Origin of the sequence: Streptomyces sp. NPDC086549, from assembly GCF_044746205.1 — a bacterium.
Classification (GTDB): domain Bacteria; phylum Actinomycetota; class Actinomycetes; order Streptomycetales; family Streptomycetaceae; genus Streptomyces.
The window spans coordinates 52753-77880 of the sequence record NZ_JBIVBS010000010.1; the positions used below are offsets into that span (position 1 = coordinate 52753).

General features: G+C 72.1%; 23 protein-coding genes and 2 pseudogenes. 14 read left to right on the top strand and 11 right to left on the bottom strand.

Going from position 1 to position 25128, the window contains the following annotated elements:
- The first annotated feature begins 55 nt into the window (after nucleotides 1–55).
- The 8 genes from ACIPSA_RS28505 (at nucleotide 56) to ACIPSA_RS28540 (ending at nucleotide 9666) form a co-directional block, all read left to right on the top strand.
- A complete protein-coding gene (locus ACIPSA_RS28505) occupies nucleotides 56–892 on the top strand; it encodes an undecaprenyl-diphosphate phosphatase (protein ID WP_402639402.1) in 837 nt (278 codons plus the stop codon).
- Between the two features lie 183 nt (nucleotides 893–1075).
- A complete protein-coding gene (locus ACIPSA_RS28510) occupies nucleotides 1076–1753 on the top strand; it encodes a FadR/GntR family transcriptional regulator (protein ID WP_402639862.1) in 678 nt (225 codons plus the stop codon).
- Entirely contained in the window at nucleotides 1750–3189 is a 1440-nt protein-coding gene (locus tag ACIPSA_RS28515) for an amino acid permease (protein ID WP_402639404.1), read from the top strand. Before ACIPSA_RS28510 ends, ACIPSA_RS28515 begins: the two co-directional genes overlap by 4 nt.
- Before the next feature lie 43 nt (nucleotides 3190–3232).
- Nucleotides 3233–4249, top strand: a complete 1017-nt coding sequence (locus ACIPSA_RS28520) for an asparaginase (protein WP_402639406.1) — start codon at nucleotides 3233–3235, stop codon at nucleotides 4247–4249.
- 116 nt (nucleotides 4250–4365) lie between these two features.
- Nucleotides 4366–5778, top strand: a complete 1413-nt coding sequence (gene aspA / locus ACIPSA_RS28525) for an aspartate ammonia-lyase (RefSeq protein ID WP_402639408.1) — start codon at nucleotides 4366–4368, stop codon at nucleotides 5776–5778.
- Between the two features lie 50 nt (nucleotides 5779–5828).
- Entirely contained in the window at nucleotides 5829–6767 is a 939-nt protein-coding gene (locus ACIPSA_RS28530; protein WP_402639410.1) for a glutaminase, read from the top strand.
- Between the two features lie 137 nt (nucleotides 6768–6904).
- Complete coding sequence (gene mptB / locus ACIPSA_RS28535; protein ID WP_402639411.1) at nucleotides 6905–8299, top strand: polyprenol phosphomannose-dependent alpha 1,6 mannosyltransferase MptB; 1395 nt, start codon at nucleotides 6905–6907, stop codon at nucleotides 8297–8299.
- Nucleotides 8296–9666 carry a glycosyltransferase 87 family protein gene (locus ACIPSA_RS28540; RefSeq protein WP_402639413.1) on the top strand — a complete coding sequence of 457 codons (1371 nt, stop codon included), beginning with the start codon at nucleotides 8296–8298 and terminating at the stop codon, nucleotides 9664–9666. Before mptB ends, ACIPSA_RS28540 begins: the two co-directional genes overlap by 4 nt.
- A gap of 11 nt (nucleotides 9667–9677) precedes the next feature.
- Here ACIPSA_RS28540 and ACIPSA_RS28545 read toward each other — a convergent pair.
- A pseudogene (locus ACIPSA_RS28545) lies at nucleotides 9678–10529 on the bottom strand (D-alanyl-D-alanine carboxypeptidase family protein); the annotation flags it as partial.
- An 82-nt stretch (nucleotides 10530–10611) separates the two neighbouring features.
- Nucleotides 10612–11760, bottom strand: coding sequence for a transcription termination factor Rho (gene rho / locus ACIPSA_RS28550; RefSeq protein WP_402639414.1), 1149 nt, complete (start codon nucleotides 11758–11760; stop codon nucleotides 10612–10614).
- A gap of 456 nt (nucleotides 11761–12216) precedes the next feature.
- Between rho and ACIPSA_RS28555 the strand changes: the two are divergent.
- Nucleotides 12217–12575: pseudogene (locus tag ACIPSA_RS28555) on the top strand (cytochrome P450); the annotation flags it as partial.
- A 307-nt stretch (nucleotides 12576–12882) separates the two neighbouring features.
- On the opposite strand, the gene ACIPSA_RS28560 reads toward ACIPSA_RS28555, so the two are convergent.
- Nucleotides 12883–13281, bottom strand: coding sequence for a nuclear transport factor 2 family protein (locus ACIPSA_RS28560; RefSeq protein WP_402639416.1), 399 nt, complete (start codon nucleotides 13279–13281; stop codon nucleotides 12883–12885).
- A 102-nt stretch (nucleotides 13282–13383) separates the two neighbouring features.
- On the opposite strand from ACIPSA_RS28560, the gene ACIPSA_RS28565 reads away from it, so the two are divergent.
- Nucleotides 13384–14109, top strand: coding sequence for a methyltransferase domain-containing protein (locus tag ACIPSA_RS28565; RefSeq protein WP_402639418.1), 726 nt, complete (start codon nucleotides 13384–13386; stop codon nucleotides 14107–14109).
- Nucleotides 14110–14138: 29 nt separating this feature from the next.
- Here ACIPSA_RS28565 and ACIPSA_RS28570 read toward each other — a convergent pair whose 3' ends face one another.
- The 6 genes from ACIPSA_RS28570 to ACIPSA_RS28595 all read right to left on the bottom strand — a co-directional run bounded on the left by ACIPSA_RS28570 (nucleotide 14139) and on the right by ACIPSA_RS28595 (nucleotide 19524).
- The gene (locus tag ACIPSA_RS28570; protein WP_402639420.1) at nucleotides 14139–14894 is read right to left on the bottom strand and encodes a GntR family transcriptional regulator; all 756 of its coding nucleotides are present in this window, start codon (nucleotides 14892–14894) and stop codon (nucleotides 14139–14141) included.
- A 130-nt stretch (nucleotides 14895–15024) separates the two neighbouring features.
- A complete protein-coding gene (locus ACIPSA_RS28575) occupies nucleotides 15025–16191 on the bottom strand; it encodes a serine hydrolase domain-containing protein (protein ID WP_402639421.1) in 1167 nt (388 codons plus the stop codon).
- Nucleotides 16192–16295: 104 nt separating this feature from the next.
- A complete protein-coding gene (locus ACIPSA_RS28580) occupies nucleotides 16296–17264 on the bottom strand; it encodes an acetylxylan esterase (RefSeq protein ID WP_402639423.1) in 969 nt (322 codons plus the stop codon).
- Between the two features lie 99 nt (nucleotides 17265–17363).
- Complete coding sequence (locus tag ACIPSA_RS28585) at nucleotides 17364–17948, bottom strand: hypothetical protein (RefSeq protein ID WP_402639425.1); 585 nt, start codon at nucleotides 17946–17948, stop codon at nucleotides 17364–17366.
- Nucleotides 17949–18170: 222 nt separating this feature from the next.
- Complete coding sequence (locus ACIPSA_RS28590) at nucleotides 18171–18926, bottom strand: ferredoxin reductase (RefSeq protein WP_402639427.1); 756 nt, start codon at nucleotides 18924–18926, stop codon at nucleotides 18171–18173.
- Nucleotides 18919–19524, bottom strand: a complete 606-nt coding sequence (locus tag ACIPSA_RS28595; protein ID WP_402639429.1) for a sulfite oxidase-like oxidoreductase — start codon at nucleotides 19522–19524, stop codon at nucleotides 18919–18921. Before ACIPSA_RS28595 ends, ACIPSA_RS28590 begins: the two co-directional genes overlap by 8 nt.
- A 168-nt stretch (nucleotides 19525–19692) precedes the next feature.
- Between ACIPSA_RS28595 and ACIPSA_RS28600 the strand changes: the two genes are divergently transcribed.
- Together ACIPSA_RS28600 and ACIPSA_RS28605 are read left to right on the top strand one after the other, a co-directional pair.
- A complete protein-coding gene (locus ACIPSA_RS28600; protein ID WP_402639431.1) occupies nucleotides 19693–20619 on the top strand; it encodes an NADP-dependent oxidoreductase in 927 nt (308 codons plus the stop codon).
- Nucleotides 20616–21359 carry a GNAT family N-acetyltransferase gene (locus ACIPSA_RS28605; protein WP_402639433.1) on the top strand — a complete coding sequence of 248 codons (744 nt, stop codon included), beginning with the start codon at nucleotides 20616–20618 and terminating at the stop codon, nucleotides 21357–21359. The genes ACIPSA_RS28600 and ACIPSA_RS28605 overlap by 4 nt, the downstream gene beginning before the upstream one ends.
- A gap of 9 nt (nucleotides 21360–21368) precedes the next feature.
- Here ACIPSA_RS28605 and ACIPSA_RS28610 read toward each other — a convergent pair whose 3' ends face one another.
- A complete protein-coding gene (locus tag ACIPSA_RS28610) occupies nucleotides 21369–21770 on the bottom strand; it encodes a MarR family winged helix-turn-helix transcriptional regulator (RefSeq protein ID WP_402639864.1) in 402 nt (133 codons plus the stop codon).
- Between the two features lie 126 nt (nucleotides 21771–21896).
- Here ACIPSA_RS28610 and ACIPSA_RS28615 point away from each other — a divergent pair, with 126 nt between their 5' ends.
- Together ACIPSA_RS28615 and ACIPSA_RS28620 are read left to right on the top strand one after the other, a co-directional pair.
- The gene (locus ACIPSA_RS28615) at nucleotides 21897–22955 is read left to right on the top strand and encodes a hypothetical protein (RefSeq protein WP_402639434.1); all 1059 of its coding nucleotides are present in this window, start codon (nucleotides 21897–21899) and stop codon (nucleotides 22953–22955) included.
- 181 nt (nucleotides 22956–23136) lie between these two features.
- Nucleotides 23137–23913 (top strand): putative protein N(5)-glutamine methyltransferase, encoded by a 777-nt coding sequence (locus ACIPSA_RS28620; RefSeq protein WP_402639436.1) that lies wholly within the window; start codon nucleotides 23137–23139, stop codon nucleotides 23911–23913.
- A 368-nt stretch (nucleotides 23914–24281) separates the two neighbouring features.
- Here the strand turns inward: ACIPSA_RS28620 and ACIPSA_RS28625 are convergent, their stop codons facing one another.
- On the bottom strand, nucleotides 24282–25070 hold the full coding sequence (locus tag ACIPSA_RS28625; protein WP_402639438.1) for a hypothetical protein: 789 nt from the start codon (nucleotides 25068–25070) through the stop codon (nucleotides 24282–24284).
- Nucleotides 25071–25128 lie beyond the last annotated feature (58 nt).

Here is a 25128-nt window from a genome sequence, read left to right on the forward strand (position 1 = left end):
GGGCATAGTGAGACTGTCTACAGCACTGTCGACCAACTCCTCAGAACTGGATCCCATGAGCGCCATCTCTGTCGGTCAGGCCGTCGTCCTCGGAGTCGTCGAGGGGGTGACCGAATTCCTCCCCGTGTCCTCCACCGGTCATCTCAAGATCACCGAGGGGCTCATGAACATCCCCGTCGACGACAAGTCCGTCGTCGGTTTCTCGGCGGTCATCCAGGTCGGCGCCATCGCCGCCGTGCTCGTGTACTTCTTCAAGGACATCAAGCGGATCGTCTCCGCCTGGGGCCGCGGTCTGCGCAACCGTGAGGAGCGCTACCACCACGACTACAAGTTCGCCTGGTGGGTTATCTACGCGACCATCCCGATCGTCCTGGTCGGCCTGGCTGCCAAGGACCTCATCGACGGACCGCTGGCCTCGCTCTGGGTGGTCGCGGGTTCACTGATCGTCGGCAGTGGTGTGATGTGGGCGGCGGACCAGATGGGCCGCCACAAGCGCGGTGAGGACGACGCCTCGTTCAAGGACGCGATGCTGGTCGGCTGCTCGCAGATCCTCGCCCTGCTCTTCCCCGGCTTCTCCCGCTCCGGCGCCACCATGTCCACCGGTCTCATCCTGGACCTGGACCGCGTCGCCGCCACCCGCCTCTCCTTCTTCCTCGGCATCCCGGCCCTGACCGGCGCCGGCCTGTACGAGCTGAAGGACGCCCTGGGTGCGGGCGTGGGCGCCGCTCCGCTGGTCGTCGGCACGGTCGTCTCCTTCGTGGTCGCCTACGCCTCCATCGCCTGGCTGCTGAAGTTCGTCGCCAAGCACTCCTTCAACGCGTTCGTGATCTACCGCATCGTCATCGGTCTGGCGCTGTTCGGCCTGCTCGCGGGCGGTGTCATCGGCAGCTGATCCGCGGCTGCCGGATCCGGTCGGCCGGTCACCGAAGGGCGTGAAGTCTTCTTTCAGACTTCACGCCCTTTGAATTTTTCCTTTCGGCTCCCTTGACAGCACCCTTCGCTCACCCGGAACATCTCTCCCGTGAACCTGTCAGACAGCCAGACAGGTGGTGCGGTACCGCGGCGCGTCAGCGCCATGGAAGCGGTGCTGGCCCACCTCCGCGGTGCCATCGAGCGCGGCGACTACGCCATCGGCGACAAGCTCCCCTCCGAGGCGGAGCTCTGCCGCACCCTCGAGGTCTCCCGCCCGGTGCTCCGTGAGGCCCTGCGGGCCCTGCAGACGATGGGCCTGACGGTCTCCAGGACCGGCAAGGGCACCTTCGTCGTGGCGAACGCCGTCGAGGACCCCACCTTCGGCGACTACGCGGCCAGCGACCTGCTGGAGGTGCGCCGCCACATCGAGATCCCGGTCGCCGGGTACGCGGCCCTGCGCCGTACCCCCGAGAACCTGGACCACCTGGCCCACCTGCTCGACCGCATGGAGCGGGAGACGGACACCACCGCGTGGGTCGCGATGGACACCCTCTTCCACCTCGCCGTGGCCGAGGCCGCCCAGAACCCGGTGTTCCGCCGGGTCATCGAGGAGATCCGGGACGCACTGGCGCGTCAGTCGGCCTTCCTCAACGAGCTGGGCGGCCGCCGCGAGCAGTCCAACCGGGAGCACCGGGCCATCGTCGAGGCACTGACCGACGGTTCCGAGCTCGACGCGGTGGAGGCCATGTCCCACCACCTCGACCGCGTCGAGACGACCCTGACCGACATCGTGCGCCCCGGGCGCGCGGACACCCCCACGGAAGGCGGACCCGAGGCGTGAGCGAGCAGTTCCTCAAAGACGAGACGCGCCCCTCGTCCGGTCACGTAGATGCCGGAGACCACGGCTACAGCAAGTCGCTGAAGCACCGGCACGTCAACATGATCGCCATCGGCGGGGCCATCGGTACCGGCCTCTTCCTCGGTGCCGGCGGGCGACTCGCCGACGCCGGCCCCTCCCTCTTCGTCGCGTACGCGGTCTGCGGCGTCTTCGCCTTCCTCGTCGTGCGCGCCCTCGGCGAGCTGGTCCTGTACCGGCCGTCCTCCGGCGCCTTCGTGTCGTACGCCCGGGAGTTCCTGGGTGAGAAGGGCGCGTACACGGCGGGCTGGATGTACTTCCTCAACTGGGCGACCACCGGCATCGCCGACATCACGGCGGTCGCCACCTACACCCACTACTGGGGCATGTTCTCCGACATCCCGCAGTGGGTGATCGCGCTGATAGCCCTGGCCGTGGTCCTCACCGTGAACCTGATCTCGGTGAAGGTCTTCGGCGAGCTGGAGTTCTGGTTCGCCATCGTCAAGGTCAGCGCGCTCGTCGTCTTCATGGTCGTCGGCATCTTCCTGCTGGTCACCCAGCACCCCGTCGACGGCGCCACCCCCGGCCCGTCCCTGATCACCGACAACGGCGGCATCTTCCCCAACGGCCTGCTGCCCATGCTGCTGATCATCCAGGGCGTCGTCTTCGCCTACGCCTCCGTCGAGCTGGTCGGCGTCGCGGCCGGTGAGACCGAGAACCCCGAGAAGATCATGCCGAAGGCGATCAACTCGATCATGTGGCGTGTCGGTCTGTTCTACGTCGGCTCGGTCGTCCTCCTCTCGATGCTGCTGCCCTGGAACAAGTACACGGCCGGCGAGAGCCCCTTCGTGACGGTCCTGTCCCACATCGGCGTCCCGGCGGCCGGCGGCGTGATGAACCTGGTCGTCCTCACCGCGGCGATGTCGTCGCTGAACTCCGGCCTCTACTCCACCGGCCGCATCCTGCGCTCGATGGCCGTCAACGGCTCCGCCCCGCGCTTCACCGCGAGGATGAGCCGCAGCCAGGTCCCGTACGGCGGCATCCTGCTCACCAGCGGCATCTGCGTCCTCGGCGTCGGCCTCAACTTCGTGGTCCCCGCCGACGCGTTCGAGATCGTGCTGAACTTCGCGGCGATCGGCATCCTCGCCACCTGGGGCATGATCATGCTCTGTCACCTGCTCTTCTGGCGGAAGACCCAGAAGGGCGAGCTGACCCGGCCCGGCTACCGACTGCCGGGTTCCCCCTGGACCGAACTCGTGACGCTGGCCTTCCTCGCCTCCGTCCTGGTCCTCATGTACGCCGACGGCGGCGCCGGACGCACCACCGTGCTGTGCCTGCCGCTGATCGTCGGGGCGCTGGTCGCCGGCTGGTACGCCATCCGCGGCCGCATCGCGCGCAAGTCCGCCGGAGCCGACGCGTGAACCCCGCGCCGGTCCACTCCAACCCACGGTGATCCAGGCAGTGATGAACAGCAGTCTCCCCGCGGACGCACCCCTTGTCCGTGAGCCCCTCCACGCTCCCGTCGCCCACCTGATACGCGGCGGGGTCGTGGAGGGCATCCACTACGGTTCCGTCGTCGTCCTCGGCGCCGACGGCCAGGTCCAGTTCCAGCTCGGCGACATCGAGGCCGCCTTCTACCCACGGTCGGCCCTCAAGCCCGTCCAGGCCGTGGCCATGCTGCGGGCGGGGCTGCCGCTCGACGGCGACCTGCTGTCGCTGGCGGCCGCGAGCCACTCCGGCGAGGAGTACCACCTCGCCGGTACCCGGCGGATCCTCGAACTGGCCGGCCTCGCCGAGGGCGACCTGCGCAACGTGCCCGACATGCCCTACGACCCCGTCGTCCGGGACGCCTGGGTGCGCGAGGGCCGGCTGCCCTCCCGGCTCGCCCAGAACTGCTCCGGCAAGCACGCGGCGATGCTCTGGACCGCGAAGCTCAACGGCTGGTCCCTGGACGACTACCTCGACCCGGCCCACCCCCTCCAGCAGGCGATCGCCGAGATCGTCGAGGACCTCACCGGCCAGCGCATCGCGCGGGTGACGGTCGACGGCTGCGGCGCCCCGCTGTTCTCCGTCTCCCTGCACGGCCTGGCCCGCGCGCTCGCCCGTATCACCACCGCGGCGCCCGGCACCCCCGAGGCCCGGGTGGCCGACGCGATGCGCGAGCACGCCGAGATGGCCTCCGGCTCCGGCCGGGACGTGGCCGCGCTGATGCGGGCCGTGCCCGGACTGCTCGCCAAGGACGGCTTCGAGGGCGTCCAGGTCGCGGCACTGCCGGACGGCCGGGCCGTCGCCGTCAAGATCGCCGACGGCGCCAACCGCGCCCGCGTCCCCGTCGCCGCGGCAGCCCTCGCCTTCGCCGGGGTCGACCCCGCCCTCCTCACGGAGTTCGCGGGCGAGCCGCTGCTCGGCGGAGGGGAGCCGGTCGGCTGTGTACGACCGGTGCGCTCGCTGGATCCGGTCCCGTTGCAGGCCTGCGCGTAGGGCTCCGCCGGACCGGCACGCTCTTGATCTGCGCGGCCGTCCGTGGCCGGCCGCGCAGTTCCCCGCGCCCCTTCGGGGGCGCTCATCCTCACCCCTCAGAAAGAGGCCGCACCACCATGACGACCGTCGCCACCCGAAGCGAACACGATCTGCTCGGCGACCGTGACGTCCCCGCCGATGCGTACTGGGGCGTCCACACCCTGCGCGCGACGGAGAACTTCCCCATCACCGGCACGCCGATCTCCGCCTACCCGCACCTGATCGACGCCCTGGCCGCGGTCAAGGAGGCCGCCGCCCTCGCCAACGAGGAACTCGGCCTGCTGGAGCCGAGGAAGGCGGCCGCGATCGTCGCCGCCTGCCGCGAGATCCGGGGCGGCAAGCTGCACGACCAGTTCGTCGTGGACGTCATCCAGGGCGGCGCCGGCACCTCGACCAACATGAACGCCAACGAGGTCGTCGCCAACCGGGCGCTGGAACTGCTGGGGCACGAGAAGGGCCAGTACGGGCACCTGCACCCCAACGAGGACGTCAACCTCGGCCAGTCCACGAACGACGTCTACCCGACCGCGGTCAAGATCGCGACGGTCTTCGCGGTGCGCGGGCTGCTCAAGGCCATGGCCCTGCTGCAGGACTCCTTCGCCCGCAAGGCCGTCGAGTTCCGGGACGTCCTGAAGATGGGGCGCACCCAGCTCCAGGACGCGGTGCCCATGACGCTCGGGCAGGAGTTCTCGGCGTACGCCGTCATGCTGGACGAGGACCGCAGCCGGCTCGCGGAGGCGGCCGAGCTGATCCATGAGATCAACCTGGGCGCCACCGCGATCGGCACCGGGCTCAACGCCCCCGCCGGATACGCCGAGTCGGCGCGCCGCCACCTCGCCGACATCACCGGGCTGCCCCTGGTGACCGCGGCCAACCTGGTCGAGGCCACCCAGGACTGCGGCGCCTTCGTCCAGATGTCCGGCGTGCTCAAGCGGGTCGCCGTCAAGCTCTCCAAGAGCTGCAACGACCTGCGGCTGCTGTCCTCCGGCCCGCGCGCCGGCCTCGGCGAGATCAACCTGCCGCCGGTGCAGGCCGGTTCGAGCATCATGCCCGGCAAGGTCAACCCGGTCATTCCCGAGGTCGTCAACCAGGTCGCCTTCGAGGTGATCGGCAACGACGTCGCCATCACCATGGCCGCCGAGGCCGGCCAGCTCCAGCTGAACGCCTTCGAGCCGATCATCCTGCACTCCCTGTCGGAGAGCATCACCCACCTGCAGAGCGCCTGCGTCACGCTCGCCGAGCGGTGCGTGGACGGGATCACCGCCAACACGGAGGCGCTGCGCGCGACGGTCGAGAACTCCATCGGCCTGGTCACCGCCCTCAACCCGTACATCGGGTACACGGCGGCCACCGACATCGCCAAGGAGGCCCTCGTCACCGGCCGGGGTGTGGCCGAACTCGTCCTGGAGAAGGGCCTGTTGCCCGCCGAGACCCTCGCGGACCTGCTGCGTCCCGAGATCGTCGCGGGCAGCGGCGCACCCAGCGCCTGACCTGCGGCCACACGCCCGCGACTACGCGCCAGGACCGGCCCGGAGGCACAATGGTGATCATGACAACGACGTCGTCCCCCGCCTTCCTGCCGGTCCTGGAGCGCATCGCCGAGGAGACAGGGCGGACGCCCGGGCGCGGGCGTCCCGCCGACTACATCCCGGCGCTCGCGGCCCGCGACCCGCGCAGCTTCGGGATGGCCGTCGCCGAACTGGACGGCACGGTGTACGGGGTGGGGGACTGGCGGGAGCCGTTCTCGGCGCAGTCCATCACCAAGGTCTTCACGCTCGCCCTCGACCTGGCCCGCGAGGGCGACGAGCTGTGGGAGCACGTGGGCCGCGAGCCCTCCGGCAACCCGTTCAACTCCCTGGTCCAGCTGGAGTACGAGAACGGCATCCCGCGGAATCCTTTCATCAACGCAGGCGCACTGGTTGTCACCGACCGCCTCCAGACCCGGACCGGAGACGCGGCCGGAGAACTGCTGGCCTTCCTGCGCGCCGAGAGCGGCAACCCCGCCCTGGACTTCGACAAGGAGGTCGCCGCCTCCGAGACGGCGCACGGCGACCGCAACGCCGCCCTCGCCCACTTCATGGCGTCGTACCGCAACATCGACAACCCGGTCCCGGTCCTCCTCGACCAGTACTTCCGGCAGTGCTCCGTCGAGGCCTCCTGCGCCGACCTCGCCCTGGCCACCGGCTTCCTGGCCCGGCACGGCATCCGCGCCGACGGCACCCGGCTGCTCACCCGCAGCCAGGCCAAGCAGGTGAACGCGGTGATGCTGACCTGCGGGACGTACGACGCGGCCGGGGACTTCGCCTACCGGGTCGGCCTGCCCGGCAAGAGCGGCGTCGGCGGCGGGATCATCGCCGTCGTGCCGGGCCGCTGCACGCTGTGCGTGTGGAGCCCGGGGCTCGACGAGCGCGGCAACTCCGTGGCGGGCGTGGCGGCCCTCGACCGCTTCACGACGCTCACCGGACTGTCGGTGTTCTGATCGACGAACGGTTCCCGTTGCCGGGGTCGAGCGGTTCTCCGGGCGGATTACACTCCGGTCACACGCAGGCCGCCCACCGGAGGGTGCCGCGTCGTCTTCCGGCCACCCGGCGTTGACACGCTTTCCCAGTGTTGGCCATGGCTTTTCCCGTCGATCTCCGCCGCTGCCAGGTACTCGGCCTGGCCGGTACCGCCTTCCTCGCGTTGGGCGGTGAGACCGCCGGCGCCCTGCCCGTCCGAGAACTCCTGGCCCCCGCCTCCGCCCGGGCCGCTCTCGGCCTGGTGGGCGTGTACTTCGGCGTCGTCCTGCTGATAGCGGCCTGGCTGCTGCTCGGACGCCTCGTCCGCGGCGCCGAACCGCCGACCCCGCGCGCCCTCCTGCTGGTCCTCGCCGTCTGGGCGGCCCCGCTGCTGCTCGCGCCGCCGCTGTTCAGCCGGGACGTGTACAGCTACCTCGCGCAGGGCGCCATGGTCGACGCGCACATCGACGTGTACGCGCACGGGCCCGCCCGGCTCGGCGGTCCGCTGGCCGACGAGGTCGCCCCCGTGTGGCGCAACACCGGTGCCCCGTACGGCCCGGCCTTCCTGGCCGTGGCGTCCGCCCTGTCCGGCCTGACCCGCGGCGAACTTCCCGCCGGGCTCATCGGGATGCGGCTCGTCGCCCTGCTCGGCGTGGCCTTGATGGCGGCCGCGCTGCCCCGCCTGGCCCGGCACAGCGGCGCCGACCCGGCCGCCGCGCTGTGGCTGGGCGCCCTGAACCCGCTCGTCCTGCTGCATCTGGTCGCGGGCGCGCACAACGACGCGATCATGCTGGGCCTGCTCGGGGTCGGCATGGTCGCGGCGCTCGGCCGGTGGCCCGTGCTGGGCAGCACACTCGTCACGCTCGCGGCCCTGGTCAAGGCACCCGCCGCACTCGGCCTGCTCGCGATCGTGGTCGTCCAGGCGCGGGCCGGCCGAAGCCCCGTGCGGGCCGTCCTGACGACGACAGCCGCGGCCGGGGCCACGACGGTCGCCGCGACGGCCGTCGCCGGTACGGGCTACGGCTGGATCGGCGCCCTGGACACCCCCGTCTCCTCGCACAACTGGGCCCTCACCAGCCTGCTCGGCAGGGCCACCGGCGCACTGCTCGAACACCTCGGCAGCGACCTGGCACCGCTGGCCGTCCCGCTCTGGCACGTGTTCGGCCTCGCGGTCACCGCCGTCGCGGTCCTGTTCATATGGGTGCGGCTGCGCCCGAGACCGGTGTACGCGCTCGGGCTGAGCCTGCTGACAGTGGCCGCCTTCGGCCCGGCGATCCGCCCCTGGTACGCCCTGTGGGGCCTGTTCCTGATAGCGGCCGCCGCGCCCAGTACGTCGGTACGGCACCGGGTGGCGGCCCTGGCCGGAGTGCTGGCGCTCGCCGTCCTGCCCAGCGGCGGCCCCGTGGACACCGGCCAGTTGGTGCTCGCCGTCTCCGGCGGGGTGCTCGGGGTGGTCGTCCTGTGGCAGGCCCACCAGGCCGCGCAGGCCCCGGCGCTGGGACGGACGGCATGAGAGCTCCCCGGACCGACCGGGGCCGGCTGCTCCTCGTCGTCGCCCTCGCCGCCGCCGTCACCGTCTTCACGGCGACCGTGCCGCTCCTGCGCGGCTGGTTCGATCTGCGCGTCTACTACGGCACCGTGGACAGCTGGGTCCACCACGGCGGCCGGATCTACGACTACCTGGTGCCCGGGACGACGTACGGCTTCACGTATCCGCCGTTCGCCGCGGTCGCCATGCTGCCGATGGCTCTCGTCGGACTCCGGACGGCGATCGTCGCCTCCCTGCTGCTCAACCTGGCCGCGCTCGCTGTCGTGCTGCGCGTCCTGGCCGGGCCCGACTGGCGGCGGCACGGCTGGTACGCCTGGTCGCTGGCCGCCTGCGGACTCGCGCTGTTCGAGCCGTTGCGCGACACCTTCAGCTTCGGCCAGGTCAACCTCGTGCTGCTGGCCCTGGTCCTTTCCGACTGCCTGCTGCTGGCGACCGGCCGGGGCCGCTGGGCGGGCGCCGGGATCGGCCTGGCCGCCGCGGTCAAGCTCACGCCCGCCCTGTTCATCGGGCTTCTGCTGCTCGCCCGGCGCCGGCGCGCCGCGGGTGTGGCCACCGCCGTCGCCGCGGCGGCGACCGCGCTCGCGGCCCTGGCCGATCCCGCGGCCTCGCGCTACTACTGGACCGAGGCGCTGTGGGACACCGGCCGGGTGGGCCGCCTCGACTACGTCTCCAACCAGTCGCTGCAGGGCGTGCTGGCCCGGCTGGGCGTGCCCGACCGCCCGTTCTGGGTGACGGCGGTCCTGCTCGTCCTGTGCGTCTGGGCGTGGCGGACGCGCCGCGCCGTCGTGGCAGGGGACTGGACGGCCGCCTTCGCCCTGACCGGCCTCGCGGCCTGTCTGGTCAGCCCGATCACCTGGGTGCACCACCTGGTGTGGCTGCTGCCGTCCTTCGCCGTGCTGGTCCGGGCCGGGCACCCGCGGGTCGCGGGCGCCCTGTACGCGGTGCTGTGCACCAGCGTGGTGTGGCTGTGGTTCGAGGACGCGTCCGGCATCGACGGGTTCCTCGGCAGCAACACCTATACGTGGGTCACGCTGGGCCTGCTGCTGGGACTGCCGGCCGGTCAGCCCCGTGCGGACCGGCCGCCCTTGACCCGCAGTGCGAGCACCAGGGCCCCGGCGCCCAGACCGGCGGCGCCGGCGATGACGCCGGTGCCGGGCCAGTCGGACTCGCCGTCCGGAGCCGACGGGACGGCCGCGGCCACCGGGGCCGTCGCCGACTTCGGCCGCAGCCCGTCCAGCGAGCCGACCGGATCGACCCGTCCCGCGGCCGTGAATCCCCAGTCGAGCAATGCGCGCGCCTCCTCGTACACGGTCAACCCGCCGCCCTCCTGAGGGTTCATCACCGTCACCACGAGCGTGCGCCCGCCCCGGTGCGCGGCGGCGACGAGCGTGTTGCCGGCCTCGCTGGTGTATCCGTTCTTGATGCCGATCAGCCCCGGATAACGGGCGACACCGTCCTCGCCGGTCAGCAGGCGGTTGGTGTTCTCGATGGCGAACGACCCGGCGCCGTCCGGGAACATGGCGTCGGCGGTGGAGCAGTACCGGGCGAAGTCCGCGTTGCGCAGCCCGGCCCGGCCGAATACCGCCAGGTCGTAGGCCGAGGACACCTGGCCGGGCGCGTCGTAGCCGTCGGGCGAGACGACATGGGTGTCCAGGGCCCCCAGGGTGCGGGCCCTGGCCTGCATCCCGGCGGTCGTTCTGCGCCAGCCGCCGTTGAGGGCGGCCAGCACGTGCACGGCGTCGTTGCCCGAGCTGAGGAAGACCCCGCGCCACAGGTCCGACACCCGGTACGTCTGCCCCTCGACGACGCCGACCATGCTGCTGCCCGGGCCGACGTCCGCCAGCTCCGCCTCCGTCACCCGGTGCCGGACGCCGCCGGGCAGGACCGGCAGCACGGTGAGGGCGAACAGTGTCTTCAGGGTGCTCGCGGGCGGCAGCTTGCGGTGTGCGTCGCTCGCGGCCAGCACGTCACCGGTGCGGGCGTCGGCCACCAGCCAGGACAGCGCGGAGACGTCCGGGACCTCGGGCGCCCCGGGGTGCGGTCTGACCTGCGTTCCGGACCGGTAGAGGACCGACGGCTGCGGTACCGAGGTTCCGGTGCGGGAGGCGGTTGCGGCGGGCGTGAGCGCCAGGACGCCCGCCACACAGAGGGCACAGGTCGACACGGCCATCCGGGTAGCGAATCCGATAGTCATATGGTCAACCTAGGAATGGTCCCGCTGTACCCCGCACTGTCAGGGCCGGACGGCGCCCGCGAGCAACCCGGATGCCGCACCGTCAGCCCGTCGGCAGCGTCGGCTGGACGCGGCGCAGGAAGGTCGCGTTGTCGGGGGTCTCGCGCATCCGGGCCAGGAGGGTCTCCAGGTTCGCCGGACCGCCGTCCCGTGACTGCAGGGCGCGGCGCAGGCCCCGTACGGCCGTCAACTCGGCCGGGGACAGCAGGAGTTCCTCGCGGCGGGTGCCGGACGAGTCGAGTTCGACGGCCGGGAACACACGGCGGGAGGCGAGTTCCCGGTCCAGCCGGAGCTCCATGTTGCCGGTGCTCTTGAGCTCCTCGAAGAAGAAGCCGTCGGCACGGGAGCCGGTGTCCACCAGGGCGGTGGCGAGGATCGTGAGCGAGCCGCCCTCCTCGGCCTGACGCGCGGCGCCGAAGAACCGCTTGGGGCCGAGCAGCGCCGTCGCGTCGACACCGCCGCTGAGGGTGCGGCCGCCGGAGGCCGCCGCGTTGTTGTGGGCCCGGCACAGCCGGGTCAGGGAGTCGAGGAGGATCACGACGTCCTCGCCGTCCTCGACGAGGCGCTTGGCCCGTTCGATCACGAGTTCAGCGAGCGCGATGTGCTGCTTGGGCGCCCGGTCGAAGGTCGAGGCGTACACCTCGCCGTGTACGGAGCGCCGCATCTCCGTGACCTCCTCGGGACGCTCGTCCAGCAGCACCACCATCAGACGGCACTCGGGGTGGTTGCCGGCGACCGCGGCCGCGATCTGCTGGAGCACCACGGTCTTGCCGGTCTTCGGCGGGGCCACGATCAGCCCGCGCTGGCCCTTGCCGACGGGCGCGAACAGATCGGTGACGCGTCCGGTCAGGCCCGACGCCGGATGTTCGAGACGGATCCGCTCGCGCGGGTGGAGCGGAGTGAGGTCCCGGAAGTGCCGGCGGCCGCGGAGCTGCTCGGGGGTACGTCCGTTGACGCGCCCGACCTCGGTGAGGGAGCGCTGCGCTCCGCGGACGCCCTCGACGAGGTCGCCCTTGCGCAGGCCGTGACGGCGGATCAGCGCGAGGCCGACCTGGAGGTCGGAGGGCGAGGGCAGGCAGCTCGGGGCCCGCAGGTGCCCCTTCCCGCCGGCGTCGATGTCGAGGACACCGGTGACGCCCTGGGGTGTCGCGGGCCGCTGCTGTACGGGAGGGTGTTCGAGTGTGGTGGTCATCGGGGGTCCTTTCGCGGACGGAAGGCATGAGGAAGGGGGGAGTGGGCCGCGAAGAGGGAGGCGTACCTGTGCGCCTCCGAGCGGCGGGAACCGCACCTCGGACGTGAGGGATGCGAGGTGGTGCTGGAAAGCCGACGCGCGGGTCGAGAACCGACGGGCGGATCAGCGTGATGAAGAGGAACCGGCACCGGCGCCCACAGCGGGGCGTGCACGAGTGCTGACCGCAGAGTACCACTCGATGGAGCGATGCGGCTGTCGTTTACGTCAACGTGCCGTAGCCGCGATCTATTCCGCCGACGGCGGGCCCGTGGCGGCAGCCGGGTCGTGGGACGAGTCGACGCGGAATGCCGGTTCGGGAAAGGCCCCGGTCAACTCACGATCGGCGGCGTCGCGTCCCGTCGTACGGCCGTCGGGAGAGTACCCGGTGGAGACCTCGTCGCCCATGCCACCGCAGCCGAAGGCCGGCCGCCGGCCACCTTCGCGACCGTGCGGGGTATGACCACCGCCGACGGCGACGACCACCGCAGGCTGCGGTCGCTGGTGAGCCGGGCGTTCACTTCCCGCCGCGTCGAGTAACTGCGGCCCCACGTCGAGGAGTTGACGGCCTCACTGCTCGACGGCCTGGGGCGGGCGGCGGAGGCGGCGACGGCGTCGCCGATCTGCGACAGCACTTCGCGCTGCCCCTGCCGATGGGCGTCATCAGCGAACTCATCGCCCTGGAGGCGGAGTTCGGGGGCCGACCGCACCACCTGTGCGATCAGGCCGTGGCCACCGGCATCGGCCCCCGTGAGGCCGTCGCCGCCAACCGTGAGCTCGGACATCCCGAACATGGTCAAGAGTGCCGGAGGCACCGTCGAGAACCCGGGGGAGAACGTCACCCGGAAGTCCGGCCTCAACCGCTCCATCAGCCAAGAGACGTGGGGGCGCACGTGACGATGCTGACGTACAAGGCCGCTCGCCACGGCGGCACCTTGCATGCAAGAACGAAGGCTGCGGCTGGTCCGGCAATGCCGACCCGCCACCGCAAGGCAGGAGGGAATCTCCCGGCTTCAGCCGGGAGAGCACTTCAAAGCGGTGCCATCACCCTCACCGTGGTGTGACGATGAGGCGGAGGCGCGGCCCTCAGGCGGACTGTGCCTCAGCCTCCTTCGCTATGCGGTCGAACTGGGCGCCCATGGCCTCCGCCAGTGCCTGGGCGCCCGACAGCGGGCGCACCATGACCATGAAGTCGTCGATCAGACCGTCCTCGTTGACATGGATGAAGTCACAGCCGCTGATCTCCCGGTCGCCCACCCGGGCCGTGAACACCAGTGCGTGGTCGCGGCCGTCGGCGCCGGCGAGCTCGCGGTCGTACCGGAAGTCCTCGAAGACCCGGATGACCGCGCGCAGGATCGCCGCCGTGATCGCCTTGCCGTGGTACGGCTTGAACACGACCGGGCTGGTGAAGACGACGTCCTGCGCCAGCAGCGCCTCGACGGCATCGAGATCGCGGGCCTCGACCGCCTCACGGAACGCGCGCATCGACTCACCTCATAGTCAATTAGTTGATTAGATGCCGAGGAGACTAAGCTACCCCCCGGTATCTTGTCCACAGAAACAACACCTCCCCCCTAGGCTGGCCGAATGTTCAGCCCCGAAGGACCCAGCCTCCGAGAGCTCGCCGTCCAGGCGCTGTCGTCGGTCGAGCACGGCTACGACCTGCTGGCGCCCAAGTTCGACCACACCCCGTTCCGTACGCCGGACTCGGTGCTGGAATCCGTCGGCGAGGCGCTCGCCCGGCTCGGCCCGTTCGAAGACGGGCTCGACCTGTGCTGCGGCACCGGCGCCGGGGCGGACGTGCTGGCGCGGGTGTGCCGGGAGAGCGTCACGGGCGTTGACTTCAGTGCCGGCATGCTCGACGTGGCCCGGCGCCAGCCCCGGTCCGAGGGGCCGCGGATCGCCTGGGTGCGCGGGGACGCCCGCGCCCTGCCGTTCGCGTCCGCCTTCGACCTGGTGGTCAGCTTCGGGGCCTTCGGTCACTTCCTGCCGCGCGAACTGCCGGAGCTGTTCGCCGAGGTCCGCTCCGTACTGCGGCCGGGCGGCCGCTTCGCGTTCCCCGTGCTCGCCCCGCCCCGCCCGTCCCGCCCGGGATTCTGGATCCTGCTCGGCTTCGACGCGGTCATGCGGGTGCGCAACGCGGTGTGGCGGCCGCCCTTCGTCATGTACTACCGGGCGTTCCGGTTCGGGAGCGTGCTGAGGGAGCTGGAACGCGCCGGCTTCGCGGTGGACCTGTACGCCCTGCCGGAGTTCGGACGGCGCGCCGACGGCAGCCCCCGCGCCCGGCTGGTGGCGGCGCGACGGCTGCCGTAGCGTCCGGCGTGCGGGGCGGCGGCCCGGGGTCAGCCCGCCGCCGGCAGGGTGAACTCGTAGACCAGCGCGTCCTGTTGGGCGTCCACCACCAGGTCGGTGATCTCCAGCGGGCGGGCGTACTGGTCGTGCACCCGCCGGGTCACTCGTACCGAGGAGGCGTCGATGGCCTGGGTGATGGAGTCCCGGTGGTGCAGGGCCAGGCCCGCCCTGCGCATCCAGTCGTAGGCCCGCTGCAGTTGAGCGGCGGCCGCCCCGTCGGCGCGGTCCCGGTAACGGCCCAGCTCCTCGACCTCGGACAGCGCCACCGCCGAGAAGGACGTCAACGCGGTGCGCAGTGTGCGGCCGTCGGGCGCGGCCGACTCGTATCGGTGCACCAGGGTCGGCCGGTGCGGGGCGAGTCCCAGGGCCGCGGCGTGTTCCTCCGGGGGCGTCTCCCAGGTCACGGTGGCCCGGTCGACCGCGCACGGGTCGGTGGTCCGGACGCCCACCGGGAAGGCGAGCGACACCGGGTCCTCCACCGGGCGGCCGGGCAGCGTGGCGTGGCTGCCCCGTCGGTCGGTGGCGACGAGACCGTCGCGCCGCAGGACCTCCAGCGCCTGCCTCACGGTCTGCCTGCTGACCCCGAAATGGTCGGCCAACTGCCGTTCGCCCGGCAGCCGTTCACCGGGTGGAACGGTTCCCTCGCGCAGCTCGGCGAGTAACCTCGTCGCGATCTGCCAGTACAGGGGCTGGTCGTCCGTCTGCGGGTGGTCGTTCGGATGGTCGTGCGGGGTGGTGCGGGCCATGCCGCGCCTCCTGTTGGTCACAAGACGTAGCCGTGCGGGCTCATTGCGCGACCACATCTAGCATTGGTCTAAACCATCAGGGAAGAGCGGTCGGCCGGTTCGGCCGAAACCGGACCGCGCGGGGCCCGGGTCACAGTGAGCGGTACACGGCGTCGACCAGCGCCGTCTTCCGTGGATCATCGGCGATGTGAGGCCCCATCCGGTTCATCACATAGCCCAACGACACACCCTGGTCTGGGTCGGCCAGCCCGCAGGAGCCGCCGAAGCCGTCGTGTCCAAAAGCCCGCGGGTCGGGTCCGTACGAGCCGTGCGGTCCGCTGAGCCACAGACCGAGCCCGATCTCCGTCTCGTGGTCGAAACCGGCCCCGAGCACCAGGTCGCGGCAGCTGCCCTGCCCCTCACGCACCCGCTCCACCGCCTCGGGGGAGAGGATGCGCCGGCCGTCGTAGGTCCCGCGCCCGGCGAAGATGCCGTACAACGCGGCGACGGCCCGTGCCGTGCCGTGTCCGTTCACGGCCGGGAGCTCGGCCGCCCGCCACTCGGGCGAGTTGGCATCGGCCGCACCCATCAGGGGATTGGCCAGGGCCGCGATCGCCGCCGGCGTCAACTGGCTGAAGATCGCCGCCTGTTCACCGGAGTCGACGGTCCGCCGATGCACCAGCTCGGCCGCCCGCCCGGACTTCTCGCGCGGCAGGCCGATGGTGAAGTCGATGCCGAGCGGCCCGGTCACCTCCCGCTCCAGGAAGGCCCCGGGGAGCAGTCCCGAGACCCGCCGAACGACCTCGCCGACGAGGTGGCCGTAGGTGAACGCGTGGTACCCCGACCGTGTCCCCGGTTCCCACCAGGGCTCCGTCGCCGCGAGCCGCGCGGTCGTCAGCTCCCAGTCGTAGAGCTCTTCGCGCGAGTGCGGTTCACGCAGACCGGACAGTCCGGCCCGGTGCGACAGCAGATGCCGTACGAGAACCTTCTCCTTGCCCGCGGCCGCGAACTCCGGCCAGTACGCGGCGACCGGCGCGTCCAGGTCGAGCAGCCCCCGGTCGGCCAGGATGTGCGCGCACAGCGCCGTCGGCCCCTTCGTCGTCGACCAGACGTTGACCAGGGTGTCCCGCTCCCACGGACGCGTGCGCGCCGCGTCCGCCCACCCGCCCCACAGGTCCACCACCGGCTCGCCGCCGACCGTCACCGTCACCGCGGCACCCAGCTCGTCCCGGTCCCGGAAGTTCTCCTCGAACGCCTGCCGCACCGCGGTGAAGCGTGCGTCGCAGTGACCGTGAACGTCTGGCTCGTGCTCGGACATGGGTCCTCCGTCGTCGCGGGGATACCCGGGGCGCGACGCTGCGACCCGGGCCCCTGAACATACCGACTGGTCGGACTGGAGGGAAGGCCGCCCGGCGGCTCCGCTCAGGCGTACGACCGCAGCCAGCGCATCTTCTCGGCCTCCTGGAACGGTCCGCCGCCCTCGTGGTCGTTGAAGTCGTACACCTCGATCGCCTTGTCGTCGTACGCCCAGGCGTTGAAGGCCGCGAAGACCGTCGACGGCGGGCACGTCTGGTCCTCCAGCGCCGTCGAGAACAGCGCGGGGGCCCGGCCGCGTGCCGCGAAGTGGACGCCGTCGAAGTAGGAGAGCGTGCGCAGGACGTCCTCGTAACGGCCCCGGTGGGTCTTGAGGTAGAGGCCGATCTCCCGGTACGGGTGACGGTCCGTCAGCGTCGTCGCGCGCGGGAAGTCGCAGAGGAACGGAACGTCCGGGGCGACCGCCACCAGGTCGGGGACCAGCCCGCCCACCGCCAGGGTGATGCCGCCGCCCTGGCTCGAACCGAGCGCCACGGTCCGCGCCGCGTCCGTCAGCGGGTGCGAGCGGGCCGCCTCGACCGCGCGCACCGCGTCCGTGAACACCCGCCGGTAGTAGTAGCTCTCGGGCGCGTCGACGCCCCGCGTCATGAAACCGGGGTACGCCGGGGCGCCGCCCACCGGGTCCGGGGTGCCGCCCCCGCCGCCCCAGGCACTGCCCTGGCCGCGGGTGTCCATCACGAAGTGCGCCCGGCCCGTCGACGCCCACAGCAGGTGCTCGTGCGGCAGACCGCGCCCCCCGCCGTAACCGACGAACTGCACCACGAGCGGCAGCGGCTCCTCGGCCCCGGCGGGCAGGAGCAGCCAGCCCTTGACCGGATGACCGCCGAACCCCGCGAACGTCACGTCGTACACCCGCACCGTGGACAGGCCCACGTCGACCGGTTCGAAGCGGGCGTCCAGATCGTGCTCGCGGGCCACCTGGAGGGTCTTCGACCAGAAGGCGTCGAAGTCCTCGGGCTCCGCTGACTCGCTGCGGTACTCACGGAGTTCGTCGAGAGCAAGGTCGAACAGGGCCATCAACAACCGCCTTCGAAGAGTGGTCGTGCGGATGATCACACCGTACGTGGGCGGCCACAGACCTCGCCAGGCCGCGTCCTGGTCCGAGCCTGCGCAGGCTCAGGCCTTCCGCCGCGTCCATTCGGGACCCGTACGCGCCCACTCCCGCTCCCACTCGGACATCCGGTGGCGGAGCGAGACACGGCGTACGACGCCGTGCCCGAGAAGGGTCACGGCCGCCGCTCCGCCTGCCGCGCACAGGCCGACGGCGACGGAGTGCTGCCAGACCGCCACGTCGTTCGGCGGCGGGGCGACACCGCGCCCCTCGGAGTCGAACCACACGTCCACCACGTCACCCTGCCGGGACCCCGCCGGGACGCGCGCCACGGCCGTGCGAACCCGGTCGCCCGGCTCCGTCCAGCGCACCGTCGCACGGTAGGCGTGCTCCCGGCCGCCCGGTACCGAGGGCAGTTGGTGGGGCGTGCCGCCGGTCACCTCGGCGCGGACACGATGCCGCTCGGCCCGCTGCGCCGCGGCCACCGTCCGGGCCCCGTCATGGGCCCACAGTCCCGCCAGCGCGCCGGCCAGGGGCGCGCCCACCAGCAGCAGGACGGCGACGGCCAGCGCAGTCCACGCCTCCACGACGTCCGACCGGCGCCGCAGCGGGTTGTTCCGCCAGCGCCAGCCGTGAACCCGGGTTCGCATGTCGACCTCCTCGCCGTCACCGGAGCCCGAGAGACGGGACGGTCCAGGCCGGGACCGGGCCGCCGGTCCGCGCGCACCGTGTACGCATGCGAGCGTCCACACCGGTTTCGTACCCCGTACGGGGCAGTCGGCTCACCTCGCCGGGGGACCGAGCATGACAAAGGCATCCACAGCGACGCTCGACACCCACTGGCGTGCGGGTCCGTCGGAGAAGGGGAGGCGTCAGCCGAAGCGTTCGATGCGGATACGGTCCACGGGCTGGCCCGCCTCGACCAGGAGCCGTGAGGCGTGCTCGGCGAACCCGTTGGAACCGCACACATAGGCCTCCCACCCACCAGGAGGCTGCTCGGCCAGGAGGGGTGCCACATGTGTGGCGCCCATACGTCCCACTCGCTCACCCTCCGGTGCGCTGCGGGTGAACACTGCCGTCGTCTCCGCGCCGAGCTCCCGCGCGTAGATCAGCTCCTCGGGGCTGCGCGCGGACACCAGCAGCCGCAGCGGAACGGTCAGGTCGCCCGCCCGGTGGTGCCGCAGCATCGACATGAGCGGCACGACTCCGGAACCGGCGCCGATCAGCAGCGCGGGCCGGTCGCCGGGCCAGGCGAAGAAACCGCTCAGCGGGCCGCGCACCTCGACGGTGTCGCCCGGCCTGGCCACCGTGTGGAACCAGCCGGAGACCTCGCCGCCCTCGACGTGGTCCAGGGTCAGCTCGATGTGCCCGGAGTCGTCGGGCGCGGACGCGATCGAGTAGTGGCGCTGTGCCACGTAGCCGTCCTCGGCGGTGAGCCGCAGCATCAGGTGCTGCCCGGGCAGATGCCCCGCCCAGGCCGGCACGGCGAACCGGAAGGTGGCGGCGTACGGGGTCTCGCGCCGGATCTCGATGAGGGTGGCCGTCTGCCACGTAGCCGCGGCCTGCTCGCTGACGGCGATGCGCCCGGGCACCGCGAAGCGTGTCGGGGGAGTGAAGGTCTCAGTCACCGGAGTACCGCTGCTCCTCCCAGGGGTTGCCCCGCGCGTGGTAGCCGTTCTGCTCCCAGAAGCCCGGCTCGTCGTGGTCGAGCAGGGTGAGGCCGGCGATCCACTTGGCGCTCTTCCAGAAGTACAGGTGCGGCACCAGCAGCCGCGCCGGACCGCCGTGCTCGGCCGCGAGCGGCTTGCCGTCGTACTCCCAGGCGATCCAGGCACGCCCGCCGGTGAGGTCCGCGAGCGGAAGGCTGGTGGTGTAGCCGGTGTGCGCATAGGCAATGGCATGTGTGGCGGACACATGGGGCTGGACCATATTGAGGAACGCGTCCAGCGAGACGCCCCCGAAGCGCACCCCGAACTTCGACCAGCTCGTCACGCAGTGGATGTCGCCCTCGTAGGCCGACGCGGGCAGCGCCCGGGCCTCGTCCCAGTCCCAGGTGCGCGGCTCGGCAACCAGTCCGTCGACACGGAAGGTCCAGTCGGCGGGCGTGAGGTCGGGGGTGACCTCGGCCGACAGGACGGGCCAGTCGTCGCCCGCGTCGTACTGGCCCGGCGGCAGCCCCGGATTGTGGACGCGGGGGCGCCCTGTGAAGGCTCGGGTGACGTTCATGCTTCAACCGTACGCGGTCGTCGCCGGTGCTCCGCCCCAGGTCAGTGCCCCGATCATTGCGGCGGCATGAACTCTGCGCGGTCCGGGAATAGCCGTCGCGCGCTGCTCCTTGGCGCTGAGTGTCGGGGCCGGCGGTCCCGGCGGCAGCACAAGGGAGAGAGGAAGCAGATGCCCAAGGCATACGTCTTCACCCGGTACGGCGGACCGGAGACCGAGGCGTTCGTGGACGTGGACCGGCCGGCCCCCGGTCCAGGTCAGCTCCTGGTGGCGGTCCGCGCGGCGGGCGTGAACCCGGTCGACTGGAAGCTGCGCACGGGCTTCCGCCGTCCCGGCGAGACCGGTGAGCGCGTTTTCCCCGCCGTCCTCGGCAACGAGGTCTCCGGGGTCGTCGAGGAGATCGGGGACGGCGTGACGGGGTTCGCCGTCGGGGACGAGGTCTTCGGCAACACGGTCGCCGGCGGATACGCCGAGTACGCCCTGCTGCCCGCCGAGGTGAGCGCCCACAAGCCCGCCGGGCTGTCCTTCGCCGACGCGGCCACCCTGCCGGTCGCCGCGGCCACCGCGTACGACGGCATCCGCCAGCTCGGCCTGCCCGCGGGCGCGACCCTGCTCGTCACCGGAGCGGGCGGCGGGGTGGGTGCCGCGGCCGTGCAGATCGCCCGCTCCTTCGGGCTGCGGGTCGTGGGCGTGGCGAGCGACGCCAAGAAGGACTTCGTCGAGTCGCTGGGAGCCGTGCACGTGCCCTCGGGGCCGGACCTGGCCGAACGTGTCGAGGCGGTAGCGCCCGACGGCATCGACGGTGTCTACGACCTCGTCGGCGACCAGGTGCTCGCCGAGGCGGCCACTCTCCTCACCGACCGGACCCGGCTGATCACCGCCGGCGCCCCGGCGCAGACCGTGGCGGAGCTGGGCGGTGCGCGGGTCGAACGTGCCCGCACCTCCGCCGTTCTGGACGCGGTGGCGGAGCTGGTGGTGAGCGGCGCCCTGGACCCGCACGTCACCCGGACCTTCCCGCTGGACCTGGCCGGAGAGGCGCTGCGCGCCGTCGAGGACGGCCACGCCCGCGGCAAGATCGTGATCGAGGTGGCCGAATGAGCGGGATCAGCCCCGCCGGCGGCGAGACCCCGCACGTCCTCGACAACCCCGCCCTCGCGTCCCTGACCGGCCCGCACGCGCACTTCGCCGAGCGGCGCGGCCGCGTGCTGCGCTACCCGGTCGACGTGTCCCCGTGGCTGGTGCTGCCCGCCGAGCCCGACGCGGACGACTGGGCGGACCTCGCGGCGCTGGCCGGGCCGGGCACAGAGGTTCCGCTACTGGGCTTCCGGGGGCGGGTCCCGGACGACTGGGAGATCACCTTCCGAGTCGAGGGCGTACAGCTGGTGGACGACGGCCTGGCCGCCGCGCCGGACCCTGAGGCGGTCCGGCTCGGTCCCGCCGACGTGCCCGAGATGCTCGACCTGGTCGAGCGCACCCAGCCCGGACCGTTCCTGCCCCGCACCATCGAGCTCGGCACCTATCTGGGCGTCCGCCGCAACGGCGCCCTGATCGCCATGGCGGGGGAGCGACTGCACCCGCCGGGCTGGACCGAGATCAGCGCGGTCTGCACCGACCCCGCCTTCCGCGGCGAGGGCCTGGCGACCCGGCTGATCCTCGCCGTCGCGCACGGCATCCGGGAGCGCGGCGAGACCCCGTTCCTGCACACCGGCGCGGGCAACACCCATGCCATCCGGCTGTACGAGTCGCTCGGTTTCCGGCTGCGGCGCAGGACGGCGTTCCTCGCGGCGCGGGCGCCCGAGCGGCTCACGGACGGCCGGGAAGCCGTACCGGTGCCGTAGGCAAGCCGGTCAGTCGGGGCCGGCGGCCGTCGCCGGCCCCGCGTTGTACCGCTCCAGATACCGGGCGAACCGCGTCAGGTCCTCCTCCGGCCAGCCCGCGAGCCGCTCCCTGAAGGCGGCCCGGCGGCTCTGGGTGACCTGGGCGAGGATCTCCTCACCGGCCTCCGTCAGGTGCAGCACCTGGACACGGTGGTCCTCCGGGTCCGTACGACGCTCGATGAGCCCGGCTCGCTCCAGCGCGGCCACCTGACGGCTGACCGTGGACTTGTCCAGGGCGTAGTGCGCGGCCAGGTCGGTGGCCCGGCAGCCGCCGCTCTCCTCCAGGTGCCCCAGCAGTGTGTACGACACCAGCGACAGCTCCGGGTGCATGCGCCCCGCCGAGGCCCGGGCCCGGCGGGCGAAGATCGTCATCTCGCGCTGGATGGTCTCGACGGCCGTCTGCGCTGCGGTCACGGGAATTCCTCCTCCGACGGTCTAGTTGTACAGTACAACTTAGATTGAAGGTTGTATAAGCCAACTATTGGAGGTTGTCGCCCGATGAGGTCACCAGCGCTCCGCCATGTGCTCACGCACCTGATCACGCCGCTGCTGATGTGTCTGGGCATGGGGCTCGCGTACATGGGGGCCTTCGTAACCCCGGAGCCCAACCACCTGCCCGTCGCCGTCGTCGGTTCCGGCCCCAGGGCCAAGGTTCTCGCCCAGACGGTCAAGGACAGCGCGGGCAGCAGGCTCGACGTCCGTACCGTCACCACGCGCGCCGAAGCCGTGCACCTGCTCAAGTCCCGTGATGTCACGGGCGCTTATGTGCCGAGCCGGAAGGCGCCGGAGCTGCTGGTCGCCAGTGCCGCGTCCGACACGGGCGCCACGGCCGTCGAGAAGGCCTTCACCCCGGTCGCCGACCAGGCGGGTGTCCCGCTGAAGGTGACCGACGTGGCCGAGCCGGTCGCCGACGACCCCACCGGGCAGGGCCTGTTCTTCCTGCTGATCGCGCTGAGCATCGGCTCGTACGCCTCGGTGGCCGCACTCGGCGCCGCGGGTTCCACGCTGCCCATGCGGGTGCGGGCGCTACTGGCGCTCGGCGTCTCCGCCGTCGTCGGCGGCATCGGCGTGCTGCTCGCCGGACCCGTGTTCCACCTCGCGCACCACGACCTCGCCCGACTGTGGGGGATGGCCTGGCTCTACTCCGCGGGCATCCTCTTCATCGGTGTCGGCCTGCACACCTTCCTGAAGCGGTGGACCACGCTGACGATGATGGTGCTGTTCGTGATGCTCAACTTCACCAGCTCCGGCGGTCTGTTCCGGCCCGAGCTGCAGAACGGCTTCTTCGGCACCCTGCACGCCTTCTGGAATGGCGCCGGGTTCGTGGAGGGCATCCGCAGCCTGCTGTACTTCGGCGGCGACGGCCTGGGCCGCAACGTGGGCACGCTGGCCGCCTGGCTGCTGGTCGGCCTCGCCGTGACCGGGATCGCGGCGGTGTACGAGCGGGGCAGGGCGTCCGGGCCGGCGGTTGTCGTGCCGGAGCCGGTGACCGTGGCGCAGGAGGTCGCGGAGGCGGAGGCCGCGGAGGCGGAGGTCGAAGAGACGGTCGGTGTCTGACCGTTGGGGTAAGGTGGCGGCTCGGCCGCGGACTGCCCCGGCCATGATCCGTCGAGGAGGTGAGACCCATTACCGCTGTGTCAGGCGGGGTGCTCTCACCTCAAGGCCTTGCGGGTCATCGGTAGCAGGTGACCACGAGAGCACCCTTCGGTCCTTGGTCTCCGAAAGGCTCTCGCCTCTTATGCCCCCGTTCACCCCTGCCACCGTCGTCTCCGCGCTGCGCGCCGCCGGGTGCGTCTTCGCCGAGGACGAGGCGGAGTTGATACTCGCCACGGCCCGCACACCGGACGAGCTGGCCACGATGGTGGACCGGCGCGTCGCCGGACTGCCTCTCGAACACGTCCTCGGCTGGGCCCGGTTCCACGGACTGCGCGTCCATGTGGAACCGGGTGTCTTCGTCCCCCGCCGCCGCACCGAGTTCCTGGTCGACCAGGCCCTCGCCCGGTCCCCGCACGCGTCCGTCGTCGTGGATCTGTGCTGCGGCTCCGGTGCGGTCGGCGCGGCCCTGGCCGCCGCCCTCGACGGGGTCGAGCTGCACGCCGCCGACGTGGACCCGGCCGCGGTGCGCTGTGCCCGCCGCAACATCGCCGCCTACGGCGGTCACGCCCATACCGGCGACCTGTTCGAGGCGCTCCCCGGGCACCTGCGCGGCCGGGTCGGCATCCTCGCCGCGAATGTGCCGTACGTCCCCACCGGCGAGGTGGGCCTCCTCCCGGCCGAGGCCCGCGAACACGAACCCCTCGTCGCCCTCGACGGCGGCGCCGACGGTCTCGACGTCCTGCGCCGGGTCGTCACCGAGGCACCGGAGTGGCTCGCCCCCGGCGGCTGCCTCCTGGTGGAGACGAGCGAGCGCCAGGCCGCGGTGGCCGCGGAGGCGTTCACCCGCGCCGGGCTGATCACACGCCTGGCGGTGTCGGAGGAGCTGTACACGACGGTGGTGATCGGCGTCAGCGCGTAGACCTCACGGGGCGCACAGCGTTCGGGCGGCCTCCGAGGACCGCCGGGTGCCGGCCAGCGGCGATCGGCGTCCGGTCAGGGGTCCGTCCGGCGGCCGGGGCTCGGCCGCGTCACCGGGGTTCACGGGCGCGGTCGGCCTTCGGGGCCTCGACGGCGGGTGTCCGGTGGTCGGCCGGAGTCCGTTCGGCGGTTCGGGGCCGGTCGCGCCGCCACGCCCCCGAAGCGGGCCGGATCGGCGGCCCTTCGCAGGCCCTGGCGGAATCGGATCGGCGTCCGCTCGCGCCTCTCGCCGGGCAGCGGCATGCCTGGTGGCTTCCCCGGGCCACCAGGCATCAACCGTGCCCCGCGCACGGGCCTCGCGATCCCCGGTCAGGTCGTCGCGCCGCTGTCCGACGGGCTCGGGGACGCGGTGCGGTCGGAGTGGCCCCACGGGCCGCGGTCGGGGAATCGGCCCCGATCGTCACCCTGGCCGCCCATGCCCATGCCCATGCCCATGCCCATGTGTTCGAAGACGCCGGAGACGGCGATCTTCGCGGTCCGGGTTCCGTCGCCGGCGCGTGTACCGGCGACGAAGGCCGTGTCGCCCTTCTTCAGCGCGGCGGCGCCCGAGTGGGACGAACCGTCCGCGAGCACCCTGGTGTCCGAGCCCACGGTCCAGGTCCACCGGGCACCGTCGTCGCTCTTGACGGTGACCTGGTCGCCGTCCACCTTCTCGACCGTGCCCCGCTGCCAGGCCCGGACGATCCACTTCCCGGTGCCGCGGTCCTTGACGGTCGCCTCGCCGTGCACCCCGCCACCGCCGAGGCCGAAGAACCAGCCGAACCCCGGGCCGTGCCCGTGCCCGTCCGGCGAGGGCGATGTGGAGGAGGTGCCCGCGGCTGCGGGTACGACGTGACCGCCCGAGCCGCCCGAGCCGGCGGCGTAGGCGACGGTGCCGCCGAGGGCCAGCGCCACGAACGTGACCGCCACGGTCACCGCGCGGGTCCGTGCGGACTGCCTGCGCCACCGGACGCGAAGGGGCGGACCCGGCTCACGGTCCTGTCCCGGTCCGGCGATCACTTCCCATTGCGCGGCTGCCTGCGGCGAGTGCGAGGGTATCGGCGGAATCGGCTCGGCGGGCCCGTCGCCGGAGTCGCGCCCGCGGTCCGGTTCGTGCATCACAGCTCACTCCCATCAGCCATGACACGCGGCATTTCGTGCGCATGCCTCCCTTTGA